General features: G+C 75.5%; 14 protein-coding genes. 11 read left to right on the top strand and 3 right to left on the bottom strand.

What is annotated here, in order from left to right:
- Positions 1–5 precede the first annotated feature (5 nt).
- From ACFVFR_RS14180 to ACFVFR_RS14210, 7 genes are all read left to right on the top strand, one after another.
- Positions 6–3173 carry an alpha-N-acetylglucosaminidase gene (locus ACFVFR_RS14180; RefSeq protein ID WP_383701003.1) on the top strand — a complete coding sequence of 1056 codons (3168 nt, stop codon included), beginning with the start codon at positions 6–8 and terminating at the stop codon, positions 3171–3173.
- 83 nt (positions 3174–3256) lie between these two features.
- The gene (locus tag ACFVFR_RS14185) at positions 3257–5284 is read left to right on the top strand and encodes a hypothetical protein (RefSeq protein WP_383701006.1); all 2028 of its coding nucleotides are present in this window, start codon (positions 3257–3259) and stop codon (positions 5282–5284) included.
- Between the two features lie 189 nt (positions 5285–5473).
- A complete protein-coding gene (locus ACFVFR_RS14190) occupies positions 5474–6403 on the top strand; it encodes a metal-dependent hydrolase (RefSeq protein ID WP_383701009.1) in 930 nt (309 codons plus the stop codon).
- 1 nt (position 6404) lies between these two features.
- On the top strand, positions 6405–7508 hold the full coding sequence (locus ACFVFR_RS14195) for a PDR/VanB family oxidoreductase (protein ID WP_383701012.1): 1104 nt from the start codon (positions 6405–6407) through the stop codon (positions 7506–7508).
- 158 nt (positions 7509–7666) lie between these two features.
- Entirely contained in the window at positions 7667–8425 is a 759-nt protein-coding gene (locus tag ACFVFR_RS14200; protein ID WP_383701015.1) for a TetR/AcrR family transcriptional regulator, read from the top strand.
- A 194-nt stretch (positions 8426–8619) separates the two neighbouring features.
- A complete protein-coding gene (locus tag ACFVFR_RS14205) occupies positions 8620–9615 on the top strand; it encodes a DUF4253 domain-containing protein (protein ID WP_383701018.1) in 996 nt (331 codons plus the stop codon).
- Between the two features lie 336 nt (positions 9616–9951).
- Complete coding sequence (locus ACFVFR_RS14210) at positions 9952–10740, top strand: hypothetical protein (protein ID WP_383701021.1); 789 nt, start codon at positions 9952–9954, stop codon at positions 10738–10740.
- Positions 10741–10815: 75 nt separating this feature from the next.
- On the opposite strand, the gene ACFVFR_RS14215 is transcribed toward ACFVFR_RS14210, so the two are convergent.
- Complete coding sequence (locus ACFVFR_RS14215; protein WP_383701024.1) at positions 10816–12525, bottom strand: glycoside hydrolase family 13 protein; 1710 nt, start codon at positions 12523–12525, stop codon at positions 10816–10818.
- A 564-nt stretch (positions 12526–13089) separates the two neighbouring features.
- Between ACFVFR_RS14215 and ACFVFR_RS14220 the strand changes: the two genes are divergently transcribed.
- Both ACFVFR_RS14220 and ACFVFR_RS14225 read left to right on the top strand, forming a co-directional pair.
- Entirely contained in the window at positions 13090–14142 is a 1053-nt protein-coding gene (locus tag ACFVFR_RS14220) for a LacI family DNA-binding transcriptional regulator (protein ID WP_383701027.1), read from the top strand.
- Positions 14143–14282: 140 nt separating this feature from the next.
- Positions 14283–15263, top strand: coding sequence for a phosphatase PAP2 family protein (locus ACFVFR_RS14225; RefSeq protein ID WP_383701030.1), 981 nt, complete (start codon positions 14283–14285; stop codon positions 15261–15263).
- Positions 15264–15315: 52 nt separating this feature from the next.
- Here ACFVFR_RS14225 and ACFVFR_RS14230 read toward each other — a convergent pair whose 3' ends face one another.
- On the bottom strand, positions 15316–18522 hold the full coding sequence (locus tag ACFVFR_RS14230) for a bifunctional [glutamine synthetase] adenylyltransferase/[glutamine synthetase]-adenylyl-L-tyrosine phosphorylase (RefSeq protein ID WP_383701033.1): 3207 nt from the start codon (positions 18520–18522) through the stop codon (positions 15316–15318).
- Positions 18523–18803: 281 nt separating this feature from the next.
- Here ACFVFR_RS14230 and ACFVFR_RS14235 point away from each other — a divergent pair, with 281 nt between their 5' ends.
- Positions 18804–19460: a class I SAM-dependent methyltransferase gene (locus tag ACFVFR_RS14235; RefSeq protein ID WP_383701036.1), complete on the top strand. Its 657-nt coding sequence runs from the start codon at positions 18804–18806 to the stop codon at positions 19458–19460.
- On the top strand, positions 19457–20470 hold the full coding sequence (locus ACFVFR_RS14240) for an HNH endonuclease (RefSeq protein WP_383701039.1): 1014 nt from the start codon (positions 19457–19459) through the stop codon (positions 20468–20470). The genes ACFVFR_RS14235 and ACFVFR_RS14240 overlap by 4 nt, the downstream gene beginning before the upstream one ends.
- Before the next feature lie 240 nt (positions 20471–20710).
- Here the strand turns inward: ACFVFR_RS14240 and ACFVFR_RS14245 are convergent.
- A partial coding sequence (locus ACFVFR_RS14245; RefSeq protein ID WP_383701041.1) for a toprim domain-containing protein occupies positions 20711–21472 on the bottom strand: 762 nt, incomplete at its 5' end.

Genomic DNA, 21472 nt, shown 5'->3' on the forward strand with positions numbered 1-21472 from the left:
CATCCGTGAGTGACCTGACCAGACGCACCGTCCTTGGCACCGCCGGCGCCCTCGGCGTCACCGCGGCACTGGCCGCGCACGGCGGCGGGGCCGGCGCCACCCCGCTGACGGCCGACGCCGCCCCGGGCGAACCGTTCCCGCTCGCCCCGGCCCACGCGGCCCTGGCCCGGCTGCTGCCCGAGCACGCGGACCAGTTCCACCTGCGGCGGCTGGACGGCGGGCCGGGCCGCGACGGCGGACCTGGCCCCGGGCGGCGGCACGGGCCCGCGCGGCGCGAGCGCTTCACCGTCACCGGCTCCGCCGGCCGCGTCGAGGTCGCCGGCACCAGCCCCGCGACGCTGCTCACCGGCGTGCACTGGTACCTCAAGTACACCTGTCACGCCCATCTGTCCTGGTCGGGCAGCCAGCTCGAACTGCCCGAGCGGCTGCCGGCCCCGGGCCAGGGCCTGAGCCGTTCCACGGCCCTGCCGCACCGCTTCGCCTTCAACGACACCCACGACGGGTACACCGCCCCGTACGCCGACTGGGAGCGCTGGGAGCGGATGATCGACCTGCTCGCGCTGCACGGCTGCAACGAGGTGCTGGTCACCGCGGGCCAGGAGGCGGTCTACCACCGGCTGCTCCAGGAGTTCGGCTACTCCGACACCGAGCTGCGCACCTGGCTGCCCGCCCCCTCCCACCAGCCCTGGTGGATGTTGCAGAACATGAGCGAGTACGCCGGCCCGGTCAGCCCCGAGCTGCTGGCCAAGCGGACCGCGCTGGGCCGGCGCATCGCCGACCGACTGCGTGAGCTGGGCATGTCGCCCGTCTTCCCCGGCTACTTCGGCACCGTCCCCGGCGGCTTCGCCGAGCGCAACCCCGGCGGGCGCACCGTCACCCAGGGCACCTGGAACGGGCTGCCGCGCCCGGAGTGGCTGGACCCGCGTACGCCCGTCTTCGAGCGGGTCGCCGCCGCGTTCTACCGCCACCAGGAGGAGCTGTTCGGCCCGGCCGTCGGCTACAAGATGGACCTGCTGCACGAGGGCGGCACCGCCGGCGACGTGCCGGTGGCCGACGCGGCCCGCGCCGTGCAGCGCGCGCTGGACGCGGCCCGCCCCGAGGCCGTCTGGGTGATTCTCGGCTGGCAGCAGAACCCGCGCCGGGAACTGCTGGACGCCGTGGACAAGAGCCGGCTGCTGATCGTGGACGGGCTCTCGGACCTGGAGCGGATCGGCGACCGCGAGAAGGACTGGGGCGGCACGCCGTACGCCTTCGGCACCATCCCCAACTTCGGCGGGCGCACCACGATCGGCGCCAAGACCCACATGTGGGCGGACCGGTTCACGCTCTGGCGCGACAAGCCCGACAGCCACCTGGTGGGCACCGCGTACATGCCCGAGGCGGCCGAGCGCGATCCGGCGGCCTTCGAGCTCTTCAGCGAGCTGGCCTGGCGCGAGGCGGCCGTGGACCGCACGGCCTGGTTCGAGACGTACGCCGACGCCCGCTTCGGCGGCCGGGACGAGCACGCCCGGCGGGCCTTCGCCGCGCTGCGCGAGAGCGCGTACCGGATCAGCAGCGCCGACGGCCGGCCGCACGACTCGATCTTCGCGGCGCGACCCAACCTGGGCGCGCGCTCGGGCACCTACTACGCCACCCGTGAACCCGCCTTCGACCTGGCCGTCTTCGACACCGCCTTCGCCGCCCTGCTCGGCGTGCGCCCCGCGCTGCGCGGCTCGGACACCTACCGGCACGACATCACGGACCTGGGCCGGCAGGTGCTGGCCAACCGCTCCTGGCAGTTGCAGCCCCAGCTCCAGTCGGCCTACCGGCGCGGCGACCTGACCGCCTTCCGCGCCCTGTCCCGGCTGTGGCTGCGGCTGATGGAGCTGAGCGAGGAGATGTCGGGCGCCCACCGCCGGTTCCTGCTCGGGCCGTGGCTGGAGGAGGCCAAGCGGATGGCCTCCAGCGAGGCCGAGCAGGTCCAACTGGAGCACTCCGCGCGGGCGTTGATCACCACCTGGGCCGACCGGCCGACCGCCGACACGGGGCGGCTGGCCAACTACGGCAACCGTGACTGGCAGGGTCTGATCGGTGACTTCCACCTGCCGCAGTGGCGGGCCTACCTCGACGAGCTGGAGGACGCGCTCGCCGAGGGGCGCGCGCCGAAGACGTTCGACTGGTACGCGATCGAGGAGCCGTGGACCCGGGAGCGCAAGAGCTACCCGCAGCGGCCCACGCGCGACGCGCACCGCACCGCGAGCCGGGTCCGCGAGGTGCTGGCCCGCGCCCCCTACCAGGGCGCCATCGAGGTCAGCGCCGACCCGGAGACCCTCGAACCGGGCGGCACCGCCCTGGTGACGGCGGACTTCCACAACATCAACGGCCTGGCTCCCACCGGCCGCGTCGACTTCCGCCTCACCGGCCCCGACGCCACCCCGCAGGGCCCGACCTCGGTGCCGAGCGTCCCGGCCGCCGGCCACGCCACGGCCCACTGGCGGCTGAGGGCGCCCAGCACGCCGCTCAAGGACCCGCTGCGCCCGCTGCCCTACGAGCTGAGCACGGTCTACGGCCCGCGCGGCGAGGACCGGGTCACCGACGTGCGCACCGGCGCGCTCTACGTCGCGGGACCGCTGGAGCCGGGGCTGCGCACGGTCAGCACCAACGACGCGGTCTTCGGCCAGCTCGGCCAGCGGTACGCCATCGAGGGCGGCGGCCGGGACCTGTGGAAGGGCACGGCCGAGTTCGGCGCGCTCTACCGGCCGCGGTCGCTGGCGCCGGGCGGCGTGGTGAGCGTGCGGGTGGACAGCCAGCCGGCCACCGGGGCGTGGGCGCGCGCCGGCGTCATCGTGCGCGACGACCTGTCCGCCAGCCGCTCCACCGGATTCCTCAACCTCTCCGTCACGCCCGGCAACGGGGTGGTGCTCTCCTACGACTCCGACGGGGACGGCACCATCGACACCAACCGGCGCGTGGCCGGCGTCCAGGCCCCGGTCCTGCTGCGGCTGACCCGCGAGCCCTCCGGCGCCTTCACCGGGGCACTGTCCACCGACGACGGGGCCACCTGGCGCACCGTGGCCACCGTGACCGTGCCGGGCGCCGCCGCCAGCCAGGACGTGGGCCTGTTCATGACGGCCACGCACGGCGGCTCGGGGGCGCGCGGACTGGTCGAGCTCAGCGACTGGCAGGTGCGGTAGGCCCACGGCGCGGGGCCCGCACGCCGGGCCCCGCGTCCACCCGGCTCAGGTGACCATCGCATGCCTCGCTCGTTCTACGGGCCGTGGAACAGCAGACGACAGCGCCCCCCAGCGAGCCTTCGAGCCCCCTCGACCCGGAACTCGCCGAAACCGCACTCGCGACGCACTACGCGCATCTGGTCCGGATCGGCTACGTCGTCCTCCCACCCGACCTCCCCCGTACCCGGCGCGTGTTGACCGCGCACGCCCTGGCCCAGCGCGCCCTGCCGCGCGGCGCGGGCACCGACGCCACGACACCGGTCGGCGCGCCCCACCACGGCGCGCCGGCCGCCGCGTACGCGTCCGGACTGCCGGGCCAGCGCGGAGCGCGCGCCCAGGACAGCGGCTACGCGCTGCTGCGGGTGCGGGTGCTGCGGGCCGCGCTGGAGGCCGCCCGGCCACGGCGGCGGTGGGAGCTGCCGCCCCGGGCTGGCCTGCCGCCGCTGCTGCCCCAGGTGTGGGGACTGCGGCTGGCGCCGCACTCCGGTGGGTCCGACGCGATGGCCCTGGACCAGACGCTGGGCGCGCTCTCCGGTCCCGGCCGGGCCGCCTTCGCGCTGCGCGACCTGGACGGGCTGGACCAGGACGCGTTGCGCCGGGTGCTGGCGGAGGCCGGCGTCAGCGATCCGGACGCGGCGCTCGCCGAGGCCGACGACCAGCGCCGCCGTGGCCCGCTGACCGACGGAGCCGACCATCCGCTGCTGAGCTCGCCGGAGTTCGACCCGTGCGCGCTGCGCGCCCGCCCCACCGACCTGGGGCGCCGCCGCCAGCACACCCGGGCCGCGCTGGCCGCGGCGGCGGCCCTGGCGGTGTGTGGCGTGCTGCTCGGGCTGCCCGGTGACGGCTGGGGCCCCAGTGGCGCGGCGGCGCCCTCGTACGCCCGCAACCCCGCCGTCGACGCGGCCCTGGACCCGGGCAGGCTGACCCGCGCGAAGCCGGGCGCCTGGCGTACGGTCAGCCGGCCCGACTTCGCCACCTGGCCCGCGCGTGGGGACCGGCTGGAGGATCGGGACCTGTTGCGGCGCGCGCTGGCGGTGTGGGCGCGGCCCGGTGGCTCGGTGCGGGTCTCGGCCACGCCCGGCACGCTGCCCGGACCGCCGGCCGGGCCGCCCCGGTTGCTGTTCGCGGGCACGGTGGACCAGGCGGCCGTGGTGCTCTTCCACGACGGGCTGCGGGTGGTCCGGTACGCGGAGGCCAGGAGCGGGGACGGCGGCGGCGCGCTGCTCGACCTGGGGCGTGCGGACGCCGCCGACCAGGCGTCGGCGACGGCGTTGGTCGTCGGCCGCGTCGATGGGAACGTGCGCTATCTGACGGCGCCCTGGGTGCGTGCGGTGGGGCTGCGTGACCTGCTCAGGCCGCTGGATCGAGCGCGCCCCCTCGCGCGTGGCGCGGACGGGGTCACGGCCCCGGTGCGCAGCCCCGCCGAAGCCCGGGACTGCGCGTCCTGGCCGGCCCTTCAGCTCGGCCCGCAGCTGGTCACCGACCTGGGCGAGCTCGCCCCGGCCCGGCTGACGTACGGGCCGCCCCCGGGCGCGAGCGCACCGGAGACGGGAGGCGCGTCGGAGGCGGCGGGCGCGGCCGGTGCGGGCGAGCGGGCGCGCCGCGACCTCGCGCGCACCGCCTGCCAGTTGTCGACCCTGCGCGGGGCCGGTGTGCGCGAGGTGAACGCCTGGCGCTTCGCCACCCAGCCGCTGCCGGAGGCCGCGGGCAGCGCCGACTGGGTGTGTGTGAGGGCGGAGACCTGGCGCGGTACGGGCACCAGGACGCTGGCCCAACTCCAACTGCCCGCGCGCCGCCCCGACGCGCCAGGCACAGCCGCCGCCCGCGCGGAGGACTCGGCGGCGTGCGGGCCGCGCGCTCCGCACGCGTTGGCCGGCGTGCTGTGGAAGTCCCCGGCCGGCCAGTGGTACGTGCTGGCCGCGGGTGACCCGGCGGTGGCCTCGATCCGGTGGGACGGGACGATGAGCGGCTCGGCCCTGGGCCGGCTGCTGGCTCTGCCGGTCGAGCCCGGCGCCCGCCCGGAGCTCAGCGCCACCCTGGCCGACGGCGAACGGCTGACGCCGCTGCGTTGAGCCACGGCCGCGTGCCGGTGGGGCCACACCCGTCGGTTCTTCGGCCCGCGCCGCCGGTCCCCGGGGCCGCACCGCGTTCGTCGGTGCGGCCCCGTCCGCTGTCGCGGGCCGGGGCGGGAGCGGAACGGCGGGGAGAAAACTGGTGCGCACACCCTGTCGCATACACTTACCCGCCAGTACATTGACAGCATGTCTAATACGGCCAAGGCGCGGCCCGCCCCCGTGGCCTCGGAGTACACCCCGCTCACGGCACGCGACGTGACGTTCGAGTGGTCCGGTACTCCCCTGCACTGGGTGCCGGGCGACCCGTCCACGACACACACGATCAACGTGCTGCACCTGCTGCTGCCCGCGGGCGAGCGCTGGTTCGTGCACGTCTACAAGCAGGTCCTGCCGCTCATCCGCGACGAGCGGCTGCGCGCGGACGTGCTCGGGTTCATCGGCCAGGAGGCCACGCACTCCCAGGCGCACGACCAGGTCCTGCCCCACCTGGCCGAGCTCGGCCTGGACCCGACCCCGTACACGGCGCAGGTCGACTGGTTCTTCGAGAAGCTGCTCGGCGACCGGACGCTGCCGCCGGGCCGGGCGAGCCGCTGGTGGCTGCTGGAGCGCGTCGCGCTGATCGCGGCCATCGAGCACTACACGGCCTTCCTCGGGGACTGGATCCTGAGCGCCGAGGCGCTGGACCGCGAGGGCTGCGACCCGGTGATGCTCGACCTGCTGCGGTGGCACGGCGCCGAGGAGGTCGAGCACAGGTCGGTGGCGTTCGACCTGTTCACGCACGTGGACGGCGGCTACCGGCGCCGGGTGCGGACCTGGGGCACGGCGTTCACCGCGCTGGTCTTCATGTGGCAACGCGGCATCAGGTTCTTCATGGCCAACGACCCGACGCTGTGTGACGGCAAGGCCAGCCTGCGGGAGTTCGTCCGCGCCGGGCGGCAGGGCCTGCTGCCGCGTACCGGCGCCATCGCGCGCTCCGTACCGGCCTACCTGAGCCGTGACTACCACCCCTCGCGGGAGTGCAGCACCGCCCAGGCCCTGGCCTACCTGGCCAGCTCGCCCGCCGCGAGCGCCGCCGAGGCCAGGTCGCGCTCCGCCCGCCCCGCCGGAGGTGCCTGAGGTGGCCCGCGTCCCGCTGCCCCGGCCCCGCACCGCCCTGGCGCTGGGCGTCGCCGCCCTGGCCGTCCGGTGCGCGCTGAGCCGCCGGATCGCGCGCTCACCGTTGTGGCCGCTGCCCGCGCTGGCCGACCCGGTGTCCGGGCGCGGCCGGGCCGGGCCCGGCGGCGCGCGGCGGCGTGTGGTGGTCACCGAGCGGCGGGAGGTGGCCGAGGGCGTGGTGCGCCTGCGGCTGGCCGGCGACGCGTTGCCACCCTGGCGGCCCGGCGCCCACCTCGACCTCGTCCTGCCCTCGGGCGCGGTCCGGCAGTACTCGCTGTGCGGCGATCCGGCCGACACCACCGCGTACACGGTCGCCGTCCGACGGGTCGAGGACGGCCGTGGCGGCTCCCGCGAGGTGCACGAGGAGCTGCGCGAGGGCACGGAGATCGAGGTCGGCGAGCCGCGCGAGCGCTTCCCGCTCGTGCCGGCGCCGGCGTACGTCTTCGTCGCGGGCGGCATCGGGATCACGCCCATCCTGCCGATGCTGCGCGCCGTGGCGGCGGCGGGGGTGCCGTGGACGCTGCTGTACGGGGGGCGTTCGCTGGCCAGCATGCCCTTCGTGGCCGAGGTGACGGAGCTCGGCGGGCCGGGGAGGGTGACGCTGGTGCCCGCCGACGAGCGGGGGTCGCCCGACCTGGCGGGCGCGCTGGCCACGGCGCCCGAGGGCGCGGCGGTCTACTGCTGTGGACCGGACGGGCTGATGGACGCGCTCGCCGAGCTGTGCGCGGCCGACCCGCCCGGCGGCGGGCTGCACCTGGAGCGGTTCGCGCCGGGCGGGGCCGGGCGGCCCGCCGGCGCGCAGAGCGCGTTCGAGGTGGAGTTGCGCCGCTCCGGTGCCACCGTCAGCGTCGGCCCGGACACCAGCGTGCTGACGGCCGTCCGCGAACAGGCCCTGCCCGACCTGGCGTACTCCTGCGCGCAGGGCTTCTGCGGCACCTGTGTGCAACGCGTGGTGGCCGGCGACGTCGACCACCGCGACGCGCTGCTGACGGACGCCGAGCGCGCGGACCAGATGCTCATCTGTGTTTCGCGCGCGCGGGGCGACAGGCTCGTACTCGACCTCTGAGGCCGGGCGTCGGTGGCCTGGGCCGGCGACGCCTCCGACCACCGCGCTGACCACGGGCGACGGCTGCCGCGCCGGCGCGCCGGGGGCCCGCCGCGCCGCGTGGCGCGGGCGGCGAACGGGGGCCGCCCGGGGGCGCGTCGGCCAACTAGGATGGCGCCATGGCCAAGAGCGCGCGCCGCAGAATGGGCGTGGAAGAACGACGCGAACAACTCATCACCGTGGCGCTCGACCTCTTCGGTCACCGGTCCCCCGAGGACGTGTCGATCGACGAGATCGCCGAACACGCCGGTATCTCCCGGCCGCTGGTCTACCACTACTTCCCCGGCGGCAAGCAGAGCCTGTACGAGGCGGCGCTGCGGCGGGCCGGCGACGAGTTGCGGGAGCGTTTCGTCGAGCCGCGCGAGGGGCCGCTGAGTGAGCGGCTGGCGCGCGTCATGGCGCGCTTCTTCGACTTCGTCGAGGACCACGGCCCCGGCTTCGCGGCCCTGATGCGCGGCGGCCCGGCGGCGGCGGTCGGCTGCGGCGAACCGCACCCCGTGGGCAGCGCCCGCGCGACGGTCGACGCGGTGCGGCAGGCGGCGTACGAGCAGATCCTGGCGCATCTGGACGTCGAGCGGCCCTCGGCGCGGCTCGCGCTGGTCGTCAGGTCGTGGGTCTCGTTGGCGGAGACGACGGCGCTGCTGTGGCTGGACGGACGCTCGGTGCCGCGCGGCGAGCTGGAGGTACAGCTCGTGCACGACTTCGCGGCGCTGGCGGCGGTGGGCGCGGCGGCCGACGCGGACATGGCCGCGCTGGTACGCGAACTGATCGCGCGCGAGCCTTCGGACGGGCTGTTCGCGGACCTGCTCGTGCGGCTGGCCGGCCTGATGACACCGGCGCCCCCGATCTCCGTGACGCCCCAGGTGGCGCCGGGCTGAGGGCGGTGGTGAGCGCGGGCGCGCGTCGGCCCCGGCCGGTGTCACGACCTGCCCGCGCGACCCCCGGCGGGCTGCCCGCGTGCCCGGGCGAGGTGCCCGCGCACCCCGGTGAGCTGCCGGTTTCGCGCCGCGACGTTGATCGCTGGACGCCTGTTCGACGCCGAGTTGTCAGACACCGGGGGTAGCGTCACCCCGTGACCACGCACGCGACACCTCCAAGCCCCCTCCACACCCTGGCCTCCGACCCCACCGGACGCTCCCTCGGGCTCGACTTCGACCTGCCGCCGGGCACCCTGCACCGGCTCACCGTCGACGGCCCGTGGCACGAGCCGCTGCTGTGGCGGGCCACCGAGCCGGCCACGGAGGACTCCTGGGGGCAGCTGCTGCCCGCGCTGAAGGCGGCCGGGCTGCACCCGGTGTTGCTCGGCGGGTCGCGCGAGAGCGACGGGGACCAGCCGTGGAACGAGGAGCTGGGCCCGGACCTGTCCTCCGACCCGGCCCGGTTCGACGCCGCCGCGCTGCTGGCCGAGTGGTGGGCGGACAACACCGCGCCGGAGGAGGACGAGGAGCGGCCGGCGTCGGCCTCCGGCGAGGGCACTCCCGAGCGGGCCGAGTCCTTCGACGAGGGCGCGGACGGCGAGCTGGCGGACGGCCAGGACGAGGGCTCCTGGCGCGGGCGCGGCGCGGGGCAGACGGCGCGCGAGGCGGACGAGGGCCCCGACGACGCCGTGGTGCTCGCCCCGTACGGCACGGCCTGGCCCGGCCTCGCGCCGGCCTGTTCGGCCCGGGTGGACCCGGACGAGCGGGCCGCCGAGGTGGCCGCCGCGCTGGTGGAGTACGACATCCTCACCGCCCCCCGGATCGCCCTGGTGCCGGCCGGGCGCAGCGCGGACATCCTGGCGGCGGTGGGCTGGCTGGGCCCGCTGAACTACGACGAGGACGCCGCCGCGTTCTCCGCCGTGCTGCGCTCCTGGGAGGACCGGTTCGGGATACGCGTGGTGGCGCTGGAGTTCGACGTCCTGCACGTGTCGGTGCCGCACCCGCCGCGCACGCTGGAGGAGGCGCTGCCGATCGCCGCCGAGCACTTCGCGTTCTGCCCGGACAACGTCTGGCAGGACAGCGAGACCCTGGAGCGGTACGCGCGGGAGCACCTGGTGGGCAAGCACAACTGGTCCTTCTGGTGGGACTGACCGGGCCGCCTCGTCCCGCCCGATCGGCCCAACCCGCCTGGTGGCGCGCCGTCTTGCGGCGCGCCCCGGCGCGCGCCCGGGCGGCCGCGTGTCAGCGTGTGAGGAGGTGGCGCGCGCAACCGTGTCGAGCCGGGCGGGCGTCCTGTTCGGGGGAGGGCCGTCCAGCCGGCGCGTGAGCGCCAGAGGGTGAGGTGCGCGGAGATGACCACCGTCCGCCAGGGAGCCGATCCACCCGTCCCCGGCCCGCCGGGCGGCGGACCCGCGCCACCGCCCCCACCTCCACCTCCGCCCCCGAACACCCCGTCCCGGCCGCGTGGTTGGCCGGCGCTGTGGCGGTTGCTGATCCGACTCCCGGCGGGTGTGCTGCTCTTCCTCACGCCGGTACTGCTGATGCTCTCCCCCCTGCTGGGGCTCTACGCCCTCGCCCGGCTCGGCCGGCTGGCCGCCTGGCACGTCTTCGTGCGCGGCAGCGGCCCGGTGCCCGTACACGATCCGGACGTGGCGCGTCTGAAGGCGCTGCGGATGTGGGCGGCGGTGGGCTTCACGCTCGTGGTCCTGGCCGCCTTCGGCTCCGCCGACGACATCGACGAGCAGGTCTCGGACCGGTGGGTCACGCTCCTGGCCGCGCCCTGGCTGCTGATCGCCAGCGGGCCGGTCGTCCTCGGCGTCCTCATCTGGTGCGCGCCGCCGGCTCGTCGCCCCGCGATGCGGGCCGCCCTGCGTGGCCCACTGCGTCAACTCCTCTGCTTCTTCGGCACGTTGGCCCTGGTCCCCGCGCTGTTCGCCGGCCTGGTGTGGCTCACTCCGGACGAGGTGCGCGGGCTCCCGCCGTTCGCGCTGCTCATGGCGGGCCTGGGGGTGTGCGTGTGGTCGGTGTTCCTGTTCCTGTTCGCCTCGCTCACGGTCACCCGCACCGGGTTCGGCGCGGCCGACGTGCACCCCGCCGCCCCGGCCCTGTTGACCATCGTCCTGGTCTGGGTGTGCGCGGTCGTCACCGGCCGCCCCACCGGCCCACCCGTCCTGGCGTACACGCTGCTCGTCGGCGGCCCGGCCACGGTGACGGCCCTGGCGTGCTGGGAGATCAGTCGCCTGCGCACCCGGTACGGGGTACGCCTGCGCGGCTGAGCCACCACACTCGGCCGGGCCCCGGACCGTGGGCCGGCGGCGGGGCGGGCGGTGTGCTCCCGCCCCGGGGTGGGGTCACACCGCCCACCACACCGCCGTGTCGGCGGGCAGCTCGCGCGATCCCCCGGCCGTCGGGCCCAGTTCGGCGCTGGCCACGAGTACCGGGCCGGGCTCGGGCAGGCGTACGGGGTGGGGCGTGGTGTTGACCGCGCACTGCACGCCGCCCTCCGGCGCCTCGCGCCGGAAGACGAGCACGCCCTCGGGCGCCGGCAGCCAGCGCACCGCGTCCCCGGCACCCAGTGCCGGCTGCTGGCGGCGTACCGCCAGCGCCCGCCGGTACAGCTCCAGCGTCGAGTGCGGGTCGCCGGTCTGCGCGGCCACGCTCAGCCGCGCCCAGGCGGCCGGCTGCGGCAGCCAGCTGGGGCCGCCGGGCGTGGGCCCGAAGCCGTACGGCGGGTCCTGGCCGGACCAGGGCAGCGGCACCCGACAGCCGTCGCGCAGCCCGTCCTGCCCGTCGCCCCGGAAGAACGAGGGGTCCTGCCGCACCGCGTCGGGCAGGTCGGTGACCTCCGGCAGGCCGAGCTCCTCGCCCTGGTAGAGGTAGGCCGAGCCGGGCAGCGCCAGCGTCAGCAGCGTGGCGGCCCGCGCCCGCGCCAGGCCCTGCTCCGGGCTGGTCTCGGCGAACCGGGTGGCGTGCCGTACGACGTCGTGGTTGGAGAGCACCCAGGTGGTGGGGGCGCCGACCGGGCGCAGGGCGGCCAGCGACGCGTCGATGACGGTACGCAGCGCGGCGGCGTCCCACGGGGTGGTGAGGTAGTGGAAGTTGAACGCCTGGTGCAGTTCGTCGGGGCGCAGGTAGAGCGCGGTGCGTTCGGCGCTGGGGGTCCATGCCTCGGCCACGCCGATGCGCGGTCCGGGGTACTCGTCGAGGACGGTGCGCCAGTCCCGGTAGATGGCGTGCACCCCGTCCTGGTCGAAGAAGGGCAACGGCTGGCTGCCGAGCAGCCTGAGCTGGCCGCTGTGCCCGGCGTCCGGCAGCCCGGCCGCCTTGACCAGGCCGTGCGCGACGTCGATGCGGAAGCCGTCGACGCCCAGGTCGAGCCAGAACCGCAGGATCGAGCGGAACTCGTCGCGTACGGCGGGGTGGTCCCAGTTGAAGTCGGGCTGCTGCGGCGCGAACAGGTGCAGGTACCACTCACCCGGCGTGCCGTCGGGCTCGGTGACGCGGGTCCAGGCGGGCCCGCCGAAGACGGACTCCCAGTCGTTGGGCGGCAGTTCCCCACCGGCGCCCCGACCGGGGCGGAAGTGGAAGCGTTCGCGCGGCGCGGAGCCCGGCCCCTCGCGCAGCGCCCGCTGGAACCAGACGTGCTGCTCGGAGCAGTGGTTGGGCACCAGGTCCATGATGACCCGCAGGCCGAGCCGGTGGGCCTCCTCGATGACGGCCTCGGCGTCGGCCAGGGTGCCGAAGACGGGGTCGATGGCGCGGTAGTCGGCGACGTCGTAGCCGGCGTCGGCCTGCGGCGAGGCGTAGCAGGGGCTGAGCCAGACGGCGTCGACGCCCAGGTCGCGCAGGTGTGGCAGGCGGCGGCGGACGCCCTCCAGGTCGCCCATGCCGTCGCCGTCGGCGTCGGCGAAGCTGCGCGGGTAGACCTGGTAGATGACGGCGTCGTGCCACCACGGCGCGGGGGGCGGAGCGGCCGGCGTGGGCGGGGCGACGGCGCGCGGGGTGGGGGTGGGCTGGCCCGTCGGCGCCGGGCCGGTGGGGGCGGCGAGGTGCTCTGTCATGTCATCCCTGGTGTGTGCGGGGTGCGGGGTGCGGGGGGTGCGGGGTGCGGGGTGCGGGAGGCGGTGGCGCCGGCCTCGCGGGGTCGGCCCGTCGTCGCGGCGGGGTGCGGCCGGCGTACGGGGTGCGCGGTGGCCGGGGCGGGGTGCCGGGGAGTGAGGCGGGTGGTGTGGGGGTGTGGGAGGGCGGGCGCCGTGGGGGTGCGCCGGGCCGGCGGGGTGGCGTCGCGGGCCGGTGTCGCGGCGGGGGGCGACCGGCTCGCCGGCCCGGCGCGAGTCCGGGTTGCCGAGGAACGTAACAGGGTTGCAAGGTCACCGAAAGAGCTTGCGGAATTTTTCCACCCGGCCCGCGACCTCCCGCCTCCACGCGCCCACCCCGTCGCCGCCGTACGCCCTTGACAGCCAGCTCAGCACGGTCTCCGCAGGCAGTCACGGACCGCCGCGACCGCTGCAAGAACTTGCAGGGACGGACTGTTCCGGTGGCCCGGGTGGTGCCGTACGACAGGCGTCGGCGGCTCTCGCGCCCGCGGTGCGCACGGCGCCGGGCGACCGGTACAGTCCCACTCCATGACCGCACGGCTCGCCGACATCGCAGCCCAGGCGGGGGTCAGCGAAGCCACGGTGAGTCGGGTGCTGAACGGGAAGCCCGGCGTGGCCACGGCCACTCGCGCCTCCGTGCTCGCCGCGCTGGACGCCCTCGGCTACCAGCGCCCGCCCGCGCTGCGCCGACGTGGCGCCGGACTGGTCGGGCTGATCACACCCGAGCTGGAGAACCCGATCTTCCCCGCCCTGGTCCAGGTCATCGGGCAGGCCCTGACCCGACAGGGCTACACGCCGGTGCTGGCCACCCAGACCCCGGACGGGCCCACCGAGGACGAGCTGACCGAGATGCTCGTCGACCGGGACGTGGCCGGCATCATCGTGGTCTCCGGGCTGCACGCGGACACCACGGCCGACGTGCGACGCTACGCCCGACTGCGCGCCCGTGGCATGCCGTTCGTGCTGGTGGACGGCTACTCGCCGCAAGTGCGGGCGCCCTTCATCTCCCCCGACGACCGGGCCGCGATGGAACTGGCCGTCACCCATCTGGCCGCCCTCGGGCACCAGCGGATCGGCCTGGCGCTCGGGCCCCGGCGGTTCGTTCCGGTGCTGCGCAAGATCGAGGGGTTCCAGCACGTGATGCGCGAGCGGCTCGGGGTGAGCGCGCGGGCGTGCGCGGAGCTGGTCGAGCACTCGCTGTACACCCTGGAGGGCGGCCGGGCGGCCGGCGGCGCACTGCTGGAGCGCGGCTGTACGGCGGTGGTGTGCGCCAGCGACATGATGGCGCTGGGCGCGGTGCGGGCCGCCCGGGAGCGCGGCCTGCGGGTCCCCGGGGACGTCTCGGTGGTCGGCTTCGACGACTCGCCGCTGATCGCCTTCACCGACCCGCCGCTGACCACGGTGCGCAAGCCCGTGGGGGCCATGGGGCAGGCGGCGGTGCGGGCGCTGCTGGAGGAGATCGGCGGGGCCCATTCGGCGGACGCGGCGAGCGCCGCTTCGGCTCCGCTCTACGGCGAGTTCGTGTTCCTGCCGGAGCTGGTGGTACGCGATTCCACCGCTCGCGCGCCACGGGTCACCTAGGGTCCGTCCCCGGCCGCCGGCCGGGGCCCGTCCCGGGGCGGAACGGGGGCGGAACGGGGGGGTCGGATCGGGCTCTGAGCGGCGGGTACCCGTCCCTCGGGTGATCTGTCGAGCGGACAAGTCTGGCAGACTGTTCTTCTATGGGTGAAGCGATTTCGAGGACTCCGCGAGGCCGGACGGGAGCTCCCCCGCCACCCATAGGGGAACGCGCGGCGGGCCGTCCGTCGGCCACCCGCACCCGGTTCGCCCGGCTCCGTTCGCCCCGCCGGCCACGGCTGTGGTTCGAGATCCTGCTGATCGCGGTCAGCTACTGGACGTACTCGCTGATCCGTAACGCCGTGCCCGCGCAGAAGAGCGCCGCGCTGCGCAACGCCGAGTGGATCTGGGATCTGGAACAGCACCTGGGGCTGGCGATCGAGCGCGGCGTCAACCACGGCGTCGACTCGGTGACGTGGCTGATCGTCGGCATGAACTACTACTACGCGACGCTGCACTTCGTGGTGACCGTCGGCGTCCTGGTGTGGCTCTACCGCTGGCACCCGGGGCGGTACGCGGCGATCCGCCTGGTCCTGTTCGCGACCACGGCCGTGGCGCTGGTCGGCTTCTACTTCTTCCCGCTGGCCCCGCCCCGGCTGATGCCGGACATGGACTTCATCGACACCGTCATCGTCCACCGCACCTGGGGCTCGCTGGCCTCGGGCAACCTGGCCGAGGTCTCCAACCAGTACGCGGCCATGCCCTCGATGCACATCGGCTGGTCCACCTGGTGCGGGATCACCATCGCCGCGCTGGCCGGCCCGCGCTGGGTCCGGGCGCTCGGCGTGCTGTACCCGGTGGCCACGCTCGTGGTCATCGTCGCCACCGCCAACCACTTCTGGCTCGACGCCGTGGGCGGCCTGCTGTGCCTGGGCTTCGGCTTCGCGGTCGCCACCCTGTGGTACGCGGCCTCGCCCTACCGGCTGCCCCGGCACATCGCGAGCCCCGTCGCCCACCGCTCCCTCCCCGGCGAGCCCACCGCCGAGGAGGACCCCGCGCCGCCGACGCCGGCCGACACCGACCGGGGGCCCGTCGCGGACGGGGCGGCCGAGGACCACACCGACCCGGCGCCACGCCGCCCCTGACCCGGGCACCCGCCCCGCCCGACGGAGGCGCGGCCCACGCCGGGGCGCGGGCTCAGCCCGCGTAGTCGTAGAACAGCCGCTCCATCACCGCGCGGGCGCGTCGCGTCGTACGGCGGTAGTCGTCCACCATCTCGCCGACGTGCCCCGGCTCGTATCCCAGGTAGCGGCCGACGGCCGCCAGCTCGCGGCCGTCGGCGGGGAAGGTGTCACCGGGCCTGCCGCGTACCAGCATCACCGCGTTGCGCACCCGGGTGGCCAACACCCACGCCTCGTCCAGGGTCTGCGCGTCGTCGGTGTCGATGAGCCCGATCGCGTGCGCGGCGGCCAGCGCGGGCCGGGTGCGGGTGGTGCGCAGCCCCGGTTCGGCCCAGCCGTGTCGTAGCTGGAGGAGCTGCACGGTCCACTCGACGTCGGACAGGCCGCCCCGGCCGAGCTTGGTGTGGGTGGTGGGGTCGGCGCCACGCGGCAGCCGCTCGGACTCCATTCGCGCCTTGAGCCGGCGGATCTCCCGCACGGCGTCGTCGGCCAGGCCGTCGACGGGGTAGCGCAGCGGGTCGATCAGCTCGATGAACCGCTCCCCCAGCTCGACGTCGCCGGCGACCGGCTCGGCCCGCAGCAACGCCTGGCTCTCCCACACCTTGGCCCACCGCCGGTAGTAGGCGGCGTACGAGGCCAGGGTGCGCACCAGCGGCCCGGACTTGCCCTCGGGGCGCAGGTCGGCGTCGATGAGCAGGGGCGGGTCGGCGGTGGGGAGCTGGAGCAGTCGGCGCATCTCGTTGGCGACGGCGAACGCGGCCCGCCCCGCCTCCTGCTCGTCCACGCCCGGCCGTGGTTCGTGGACGAAGAGCACGTCCGCGTCGGAACCGTAGCTGAGCTCGTGGCCGCCGAAGCGGCCCATGCCGATGACGGCGAACCGGGTGGGCAGCGTGTCGCCCCACGCGTCGCGCACGGCGGCGCGCAGCGCGCCGGCGATGGTCGCCGCGTTGAGGTCGGAGAGCGCGGCGCCCACCGCGTCGGCCGCCGCGCCCGCGTCCAGGCCGGCCGCTGGCGCGCCGCCGGCCGACGCGCCGGGGCCGTGCGCGGCGGACTCGCCACCGCGCGCCGGTGGCGGGGCGGCGGGCGGCCCGCCGACCGGGGGCGTGGCTCCCCCCGCGTGCCCGGGGTGCCCGGGGTGCTCGTGGTAGGGGGCGAAGGCGCCGATGAGGTCGGCGGCGGCGGTGCGGAACAGCTCACGGCGGCGTACGCCCCGCGCGGCGGCCACCGCCTGCTCGGGCCCGTCCGCGCGGCCGACCGCCGCCAGCACCTCCTGTTCCAGGTGGGCCCGGGTGCGTGGGCGCAGGCCCTGCGGGTCGCCGAGCAGCGCGACGGCCTCGGGGGCGCGCAGCAGCAGGTCGGGGGCGAGCCGGCCGGCCGACAGGACACGGGCCAGGTTCTCGGCCGCCGCGCCCTCGTCGCGGAGCAGCCGCAGGTACCACGGGGTCTTGCCGAGCGCGTCGGAGACCTTGCGGAAGCCCAGCAGTCCCGCGTCCGGGTCGGCGGAGTCGGCGAACCAACCCAGGAGCACGGGCAACAGGGTGCGCTGGATGGCGGCCTTGCGCGTCACGCCGGAGGCCAGCGCCTCCAGGTGGCGCAGCGCGCCGACCGGGTCCGCGTAGCCCAGCGCCTCCAGACGCTGGCCGGCGGCCTTGGCGCTGAGCCGGGTCTCGCCGGGTTCGAGCTGGGCGACGGCGTCGAGCAGCGGCCGGTAGAAGAGTTTCTCGTGCAGGCGGCGCACCTCGCGCGCGTGCCGCTTCCACTCCTGTCGCAGCCGCGTCACCGGCTCGGTGCGCGGCCAGTCGAAGGGCCGCGACAGCGAGCGCCCCAGCCGCCGCAGGTCGGCCTCGTCCTCGGGCACCAGATGGGTGCGGCGCAGCTTGTAGAGCTGGATGTGGTGCTCCATGGCGCGCAGGAAGCGGTACGCCTCGTCGAGCGCGGCGGCGTCCGCGCGGCCGACGTAGCCGCCGGCGGCCAGCGCGGCGAGCGCGTCCAGCGTGCTGCCGCTGCGCAGGGAGGCGTCGCTACGGCCGTGGACGAGCTGGAGCAGTTGCACGGCGAACTCGACGTCCCGCAGGCCGCCGGGGCCCAGCTTGATCTCCCGGTCCACCTGGGCGGCCGGGATGTTCTCCACGACGCGGCGGCGCATCTGCTGCACGTCGGCCACGAAGTTCTCGCGCTCGGCCGCCTGCCACACCATCGGGGCCAGCGCGTCCACGTACGACTGACCCAGCGCGACGTCCCCGGCCACCGGTCGGGCCTTGAGCAGCGCCTGGAACTCCCAGGTCTTGGCCCACCGCTGGTAGTAGGCGAGGTGGCTGGCCAGGGTGCGGACCAGGGGGCCGTTGCGGCCCTCGGGGCGGAGGTTGGCGTCCACCGGCCAGATGGTGCCCTCGGCGGTGACGTCGCCGCAGACGCGGACCAGTCGGGCGGCCAGTCGGGTGGCGGCGCGCAGCGCGGCCGACTCGGCGTCGCCCGCCGTGCCGGCCGTCGCGTCGTCGGCGCCGCCCGCCACGGGTCGTTGCGGCGCCTCGGCCACGAAGATGACGTCCACGTCGGACACGTAGTTCAGTTCGCGCCCGCCGCACTTGCCCATGCCGATCACGGCCAGCCGGCACGCGGCGGCGTCCTCGGGCGCCTCCTCGGTGGCGATCCGCAGGGCGACACGCAGGGTGGCGGTGGCCAGGTCGGCGAGTTCGGCGGCGGTCTGGGCCACGCCGGTGGTGCCGCACACGTCACGGGCCGCTATCTGCAACAGGCAGCCACGGTAGGCGGCGCGCAGCGCGTCGGGCCTGTCCAGTCCCTGGGGCGGCGCGCCCCACACGCCGTGGGTCAGCGCCTGCTCGAACTCGGGCGTGGTGGGGTGCAGGTCGGCGGACTCGTAGGTGACCAGCGAGTGCCAGTCGCCCGGGTGCCGGGCGAGGTGGTCGCCGAGCGCCTCGGAGGCGCCGAGCACGCCCAGGAGCCGGTCGCGCAGGGGCTTGGCCGTGGTGACCGTGGTGAGCAGAGTCTGCCGCTCGTCCTCCGGCAGCGCCTCGGCCAGCCGTACCAGGCCCATCAGCGCGAGGTTGGGGTCGGCGGTGGCGCCCAGCGCGTCGAGCAGCAGCGGGTCGGCCCGTACGGCGGCGAGCGCGGGCGCGTCGAGCAGCCGCCCGGCCGCCTCGGGGTCGGTGAATCCATAGCGCAGCAGCCGTCCGAACCGGCTGTCCCGTCGCCCTTGCAGCACGGCGTACCCGCCTTTCCGCGCGGTCGTCACCCGGTGCCGTCGCCGGCGACGAGCCGCCCCTGGCCACGACCGCTCGCCCTGGTCCGCGAGGGAGCTTAGTACCTGCCCAGCGCGGAACCCCCGGCATGGGGTGGCCGTGTCCACTGTGCCCCATACCCGCGCGGCACGGGGTGCCGCGCCACCGGGGGCGGTCGGGGCGCGGGCCGGGCGGCCGGGTGGGCGGCGGGCGCCCGCGCGGGGCCACGACGCCCGTTGTCAGAGGGGGCGCGTAGCGTGCGGCCATGGACGGAGCGAGTGAGGACGGCGACCGGCACGGTCCGGCGGCCGGGCGGGACCGGGCGGGCGTGGGCGTCCAGCGCTACTACGCGCGCAACGCCGCGCTGCTGGGGCGGCGGTACGAGAGCGTCACCTTCGCGGAGGTGCACGGCGGTGTGCTGGACCTGCTGCCGCCAGCGCCGGCGCGGGTGGTGGACATCGGCGCGGGCACCGGGAGGGACGCGGCGGCGCTGGCCGCGCTGGGGTACCAGGTGACCGCGGTCGAGCCGGTGCCCGAGCTGCGACAGGTCGCCGGGCGCCTGCGTCCGGGCGGGCGGGTGCGCTGGGTAGCGGACGCGCTCCCCGAGTTGCCGCTGGTGGACGGCGGCTTCGACCTGGCGTTGCTGTCCGCGGTGTGGATGCACCTGCCGCCGCCCGCACGCGGGCGGGCCATGGCGCGCCTGGCCGAGATCCTGGCCCCGGGCGGGCTGCTGGTGATCTCGCTGCGGCGCGGCGCCCCGCCCGTGGACCGCGAGATGTTCGACGTGCCCGCCGAGGAGGTGGCGGCCGAGGGGGAGCGCGCGGGTCTGCGGCTCGTCCGTTCCGTGACGGAGGGAGCGGACCGCCTCGGCCGCGCCGAGGTGTGGTGGCAGTCCGTCGTGCTCGGTAGGGACGCGCAGTGATCGGGCGGGAGTTCTACGCGGGGGACGCCTCGGCGCGCGCGTCCTGGCGCCTGGTCGTGCTGATGGGCGCCAACACGCGCACGTACAAGTTCGCGCTGGGGCGCACGCTGTTGGAGTTCGGCCGGCGCGGGCGGGACGCGGTCCCGCTGGCCGAGTTCGCCGCCGCGTACGGCATGGCCATGGCCGAGCGCGTGGGCCGGGCGGCCCAGGCGTCGCCGAACACCCCGCTTGGCGAGCGGGACTTCCTCACGGTGGCCCGCCGGGAGAGCCCGGCGTCCCTGGCCGCCGGCGAGCCCACTGAGCGGCTGGTGGCCGCCGCGGCGGAGTCGATACCCGAGATGGTGCTCCGCACGTTCCACAACCTGCGGGGCGGCGGTCCGGCGCCGCACACCTTCTACGCGCTGACCGGGCGGGGGCGGGACCGGGTGCTGCGGCTGACCCCCGACCTGCTGCGGGTGGCGGAGTCGGAGCAGGCGGCCGGCCTGGCGGGCGAGTTGGACGCGCGGTGGAGCATCGTGGAGTGCGCCTTCGACGCCGAGGTGGGGGTGAGCCTGGTCCGGGAGGGGGTCGCGGTCGACTGGGAGACCCTGAGCGTCACCGACGTACACCGGCGCCGCTCGGTGACCGGCGTACGGGAGGCGACCGTGAGCTTCCAGCACGGGCGCTGCCTGATCTGCCAGGAGGTCCTGGCCCCTGACGACGCCACGGCCGTCGACCACGTCTTTCCCCACGCGTTGATGCGCCGGCTGGCCAGCGTCGGTGGGTGGCGTGGACCCGACCTGGACGTCCTGTGGAACCTCGCACCGGTGCACGCCAGCTGCAACGGCGCCAAGAGCGACCGGATGCCCACCGCCGCCGAACTCGCGCGGCTGGCCGCCCGCAACGAGGCGATCATGGACTCCCCGCACCCGCTCAGCTCCACCCTGCGCCTGAGCCGCGAGCACGCGCTGCCGGGCCGCCGCGTTGCCACGTGGGCGGAGTTCCTCGACGCGGTGCGGTCGACGGTGTGACGGGCACCGGGCCTCCCCCGTGACCGGCCCCCTCCGATGCCCACGGGGCGCCACGACCGGTGCCTCACCCCGCCACGCGGGAGTCCGTGCGGGGCCCGGACCGTCGCGGTACCGGAGCGCGTCGGCGGCCGGGCGAACGGGACGGGGGGCGGAGTGCTCACGCGTGCGCTCCAGGTACGGGGAGGGCCGGGTGCGGGCGGTGGGGCGGGTCCGGCCGTCGTCGACCCAGGCGCCGAGGACTCAGATGTCGAGGAAGCGGACGTCCTTGGCGTTGCGCTGGATGAAGGAACGTCGCGCCTCGACGTCCTCGCCCATCAGTACCGAGAACAGGTCGTCGGCCTGCGCCGCGTCATCCAACGTGACCTGACCCAGCACCCGGTGATCCACGTCCATCGTCGTCACCCGCAACTCCTCGGCGTTCATCTCGCCAAGACCCTTGAAACGCTGGACCGAGTCATCCCGAATCCGCTTGCCCGCCTCACGCCCGGCCGCGATCAACGCGTCCCGCTCACGATCGGAATACGCGTACTCGAAGTCGTCCCGACCCCACTTGATCTTGTACAACGGCGGACGCGAGAGGAAGACGTGCCCCGCCTCCACCAACGGCCGCATGAACCGGAAAAGGAACGTCAACAACAACGTGTTGATGTGCTGCCCATCGACATCGGCGTCCGCCATCAAAATGATCTTGTGATAGCGCAGCTTGTCGATATCGAAATCCTCGTGCACACCCGTACCGAACGCCGAGATCAACGCCTGCACCTCGGTGTTCTGCAGGATCTTGTCGATCCGCGCCTTCTCCACATTCAGGATCTTGCCCCGGATCGGCAAAATCGCCTGATACTGCGGATTACGCCCCGACTTCGCCGAACCACCGGCCGAGTCACCCTCGACGATGAAGATCTCACACTTCGTCGGGTCATTGGACTGACAGTCCGAGAGCTTCCCCGGCAACGACGCCGTCTCCAGCAACCCCTTGCGCCGCGTCAGGTCCCGCGCCTT

Source organism: Streptomyces sp. NPDC057702 (assembly GCF_042799315.1).
Lineage (GTDB): Bacteria > Actinomycetota > Actinomycetes > Streptomycetales > Streptomycetaceae > Streptomyces.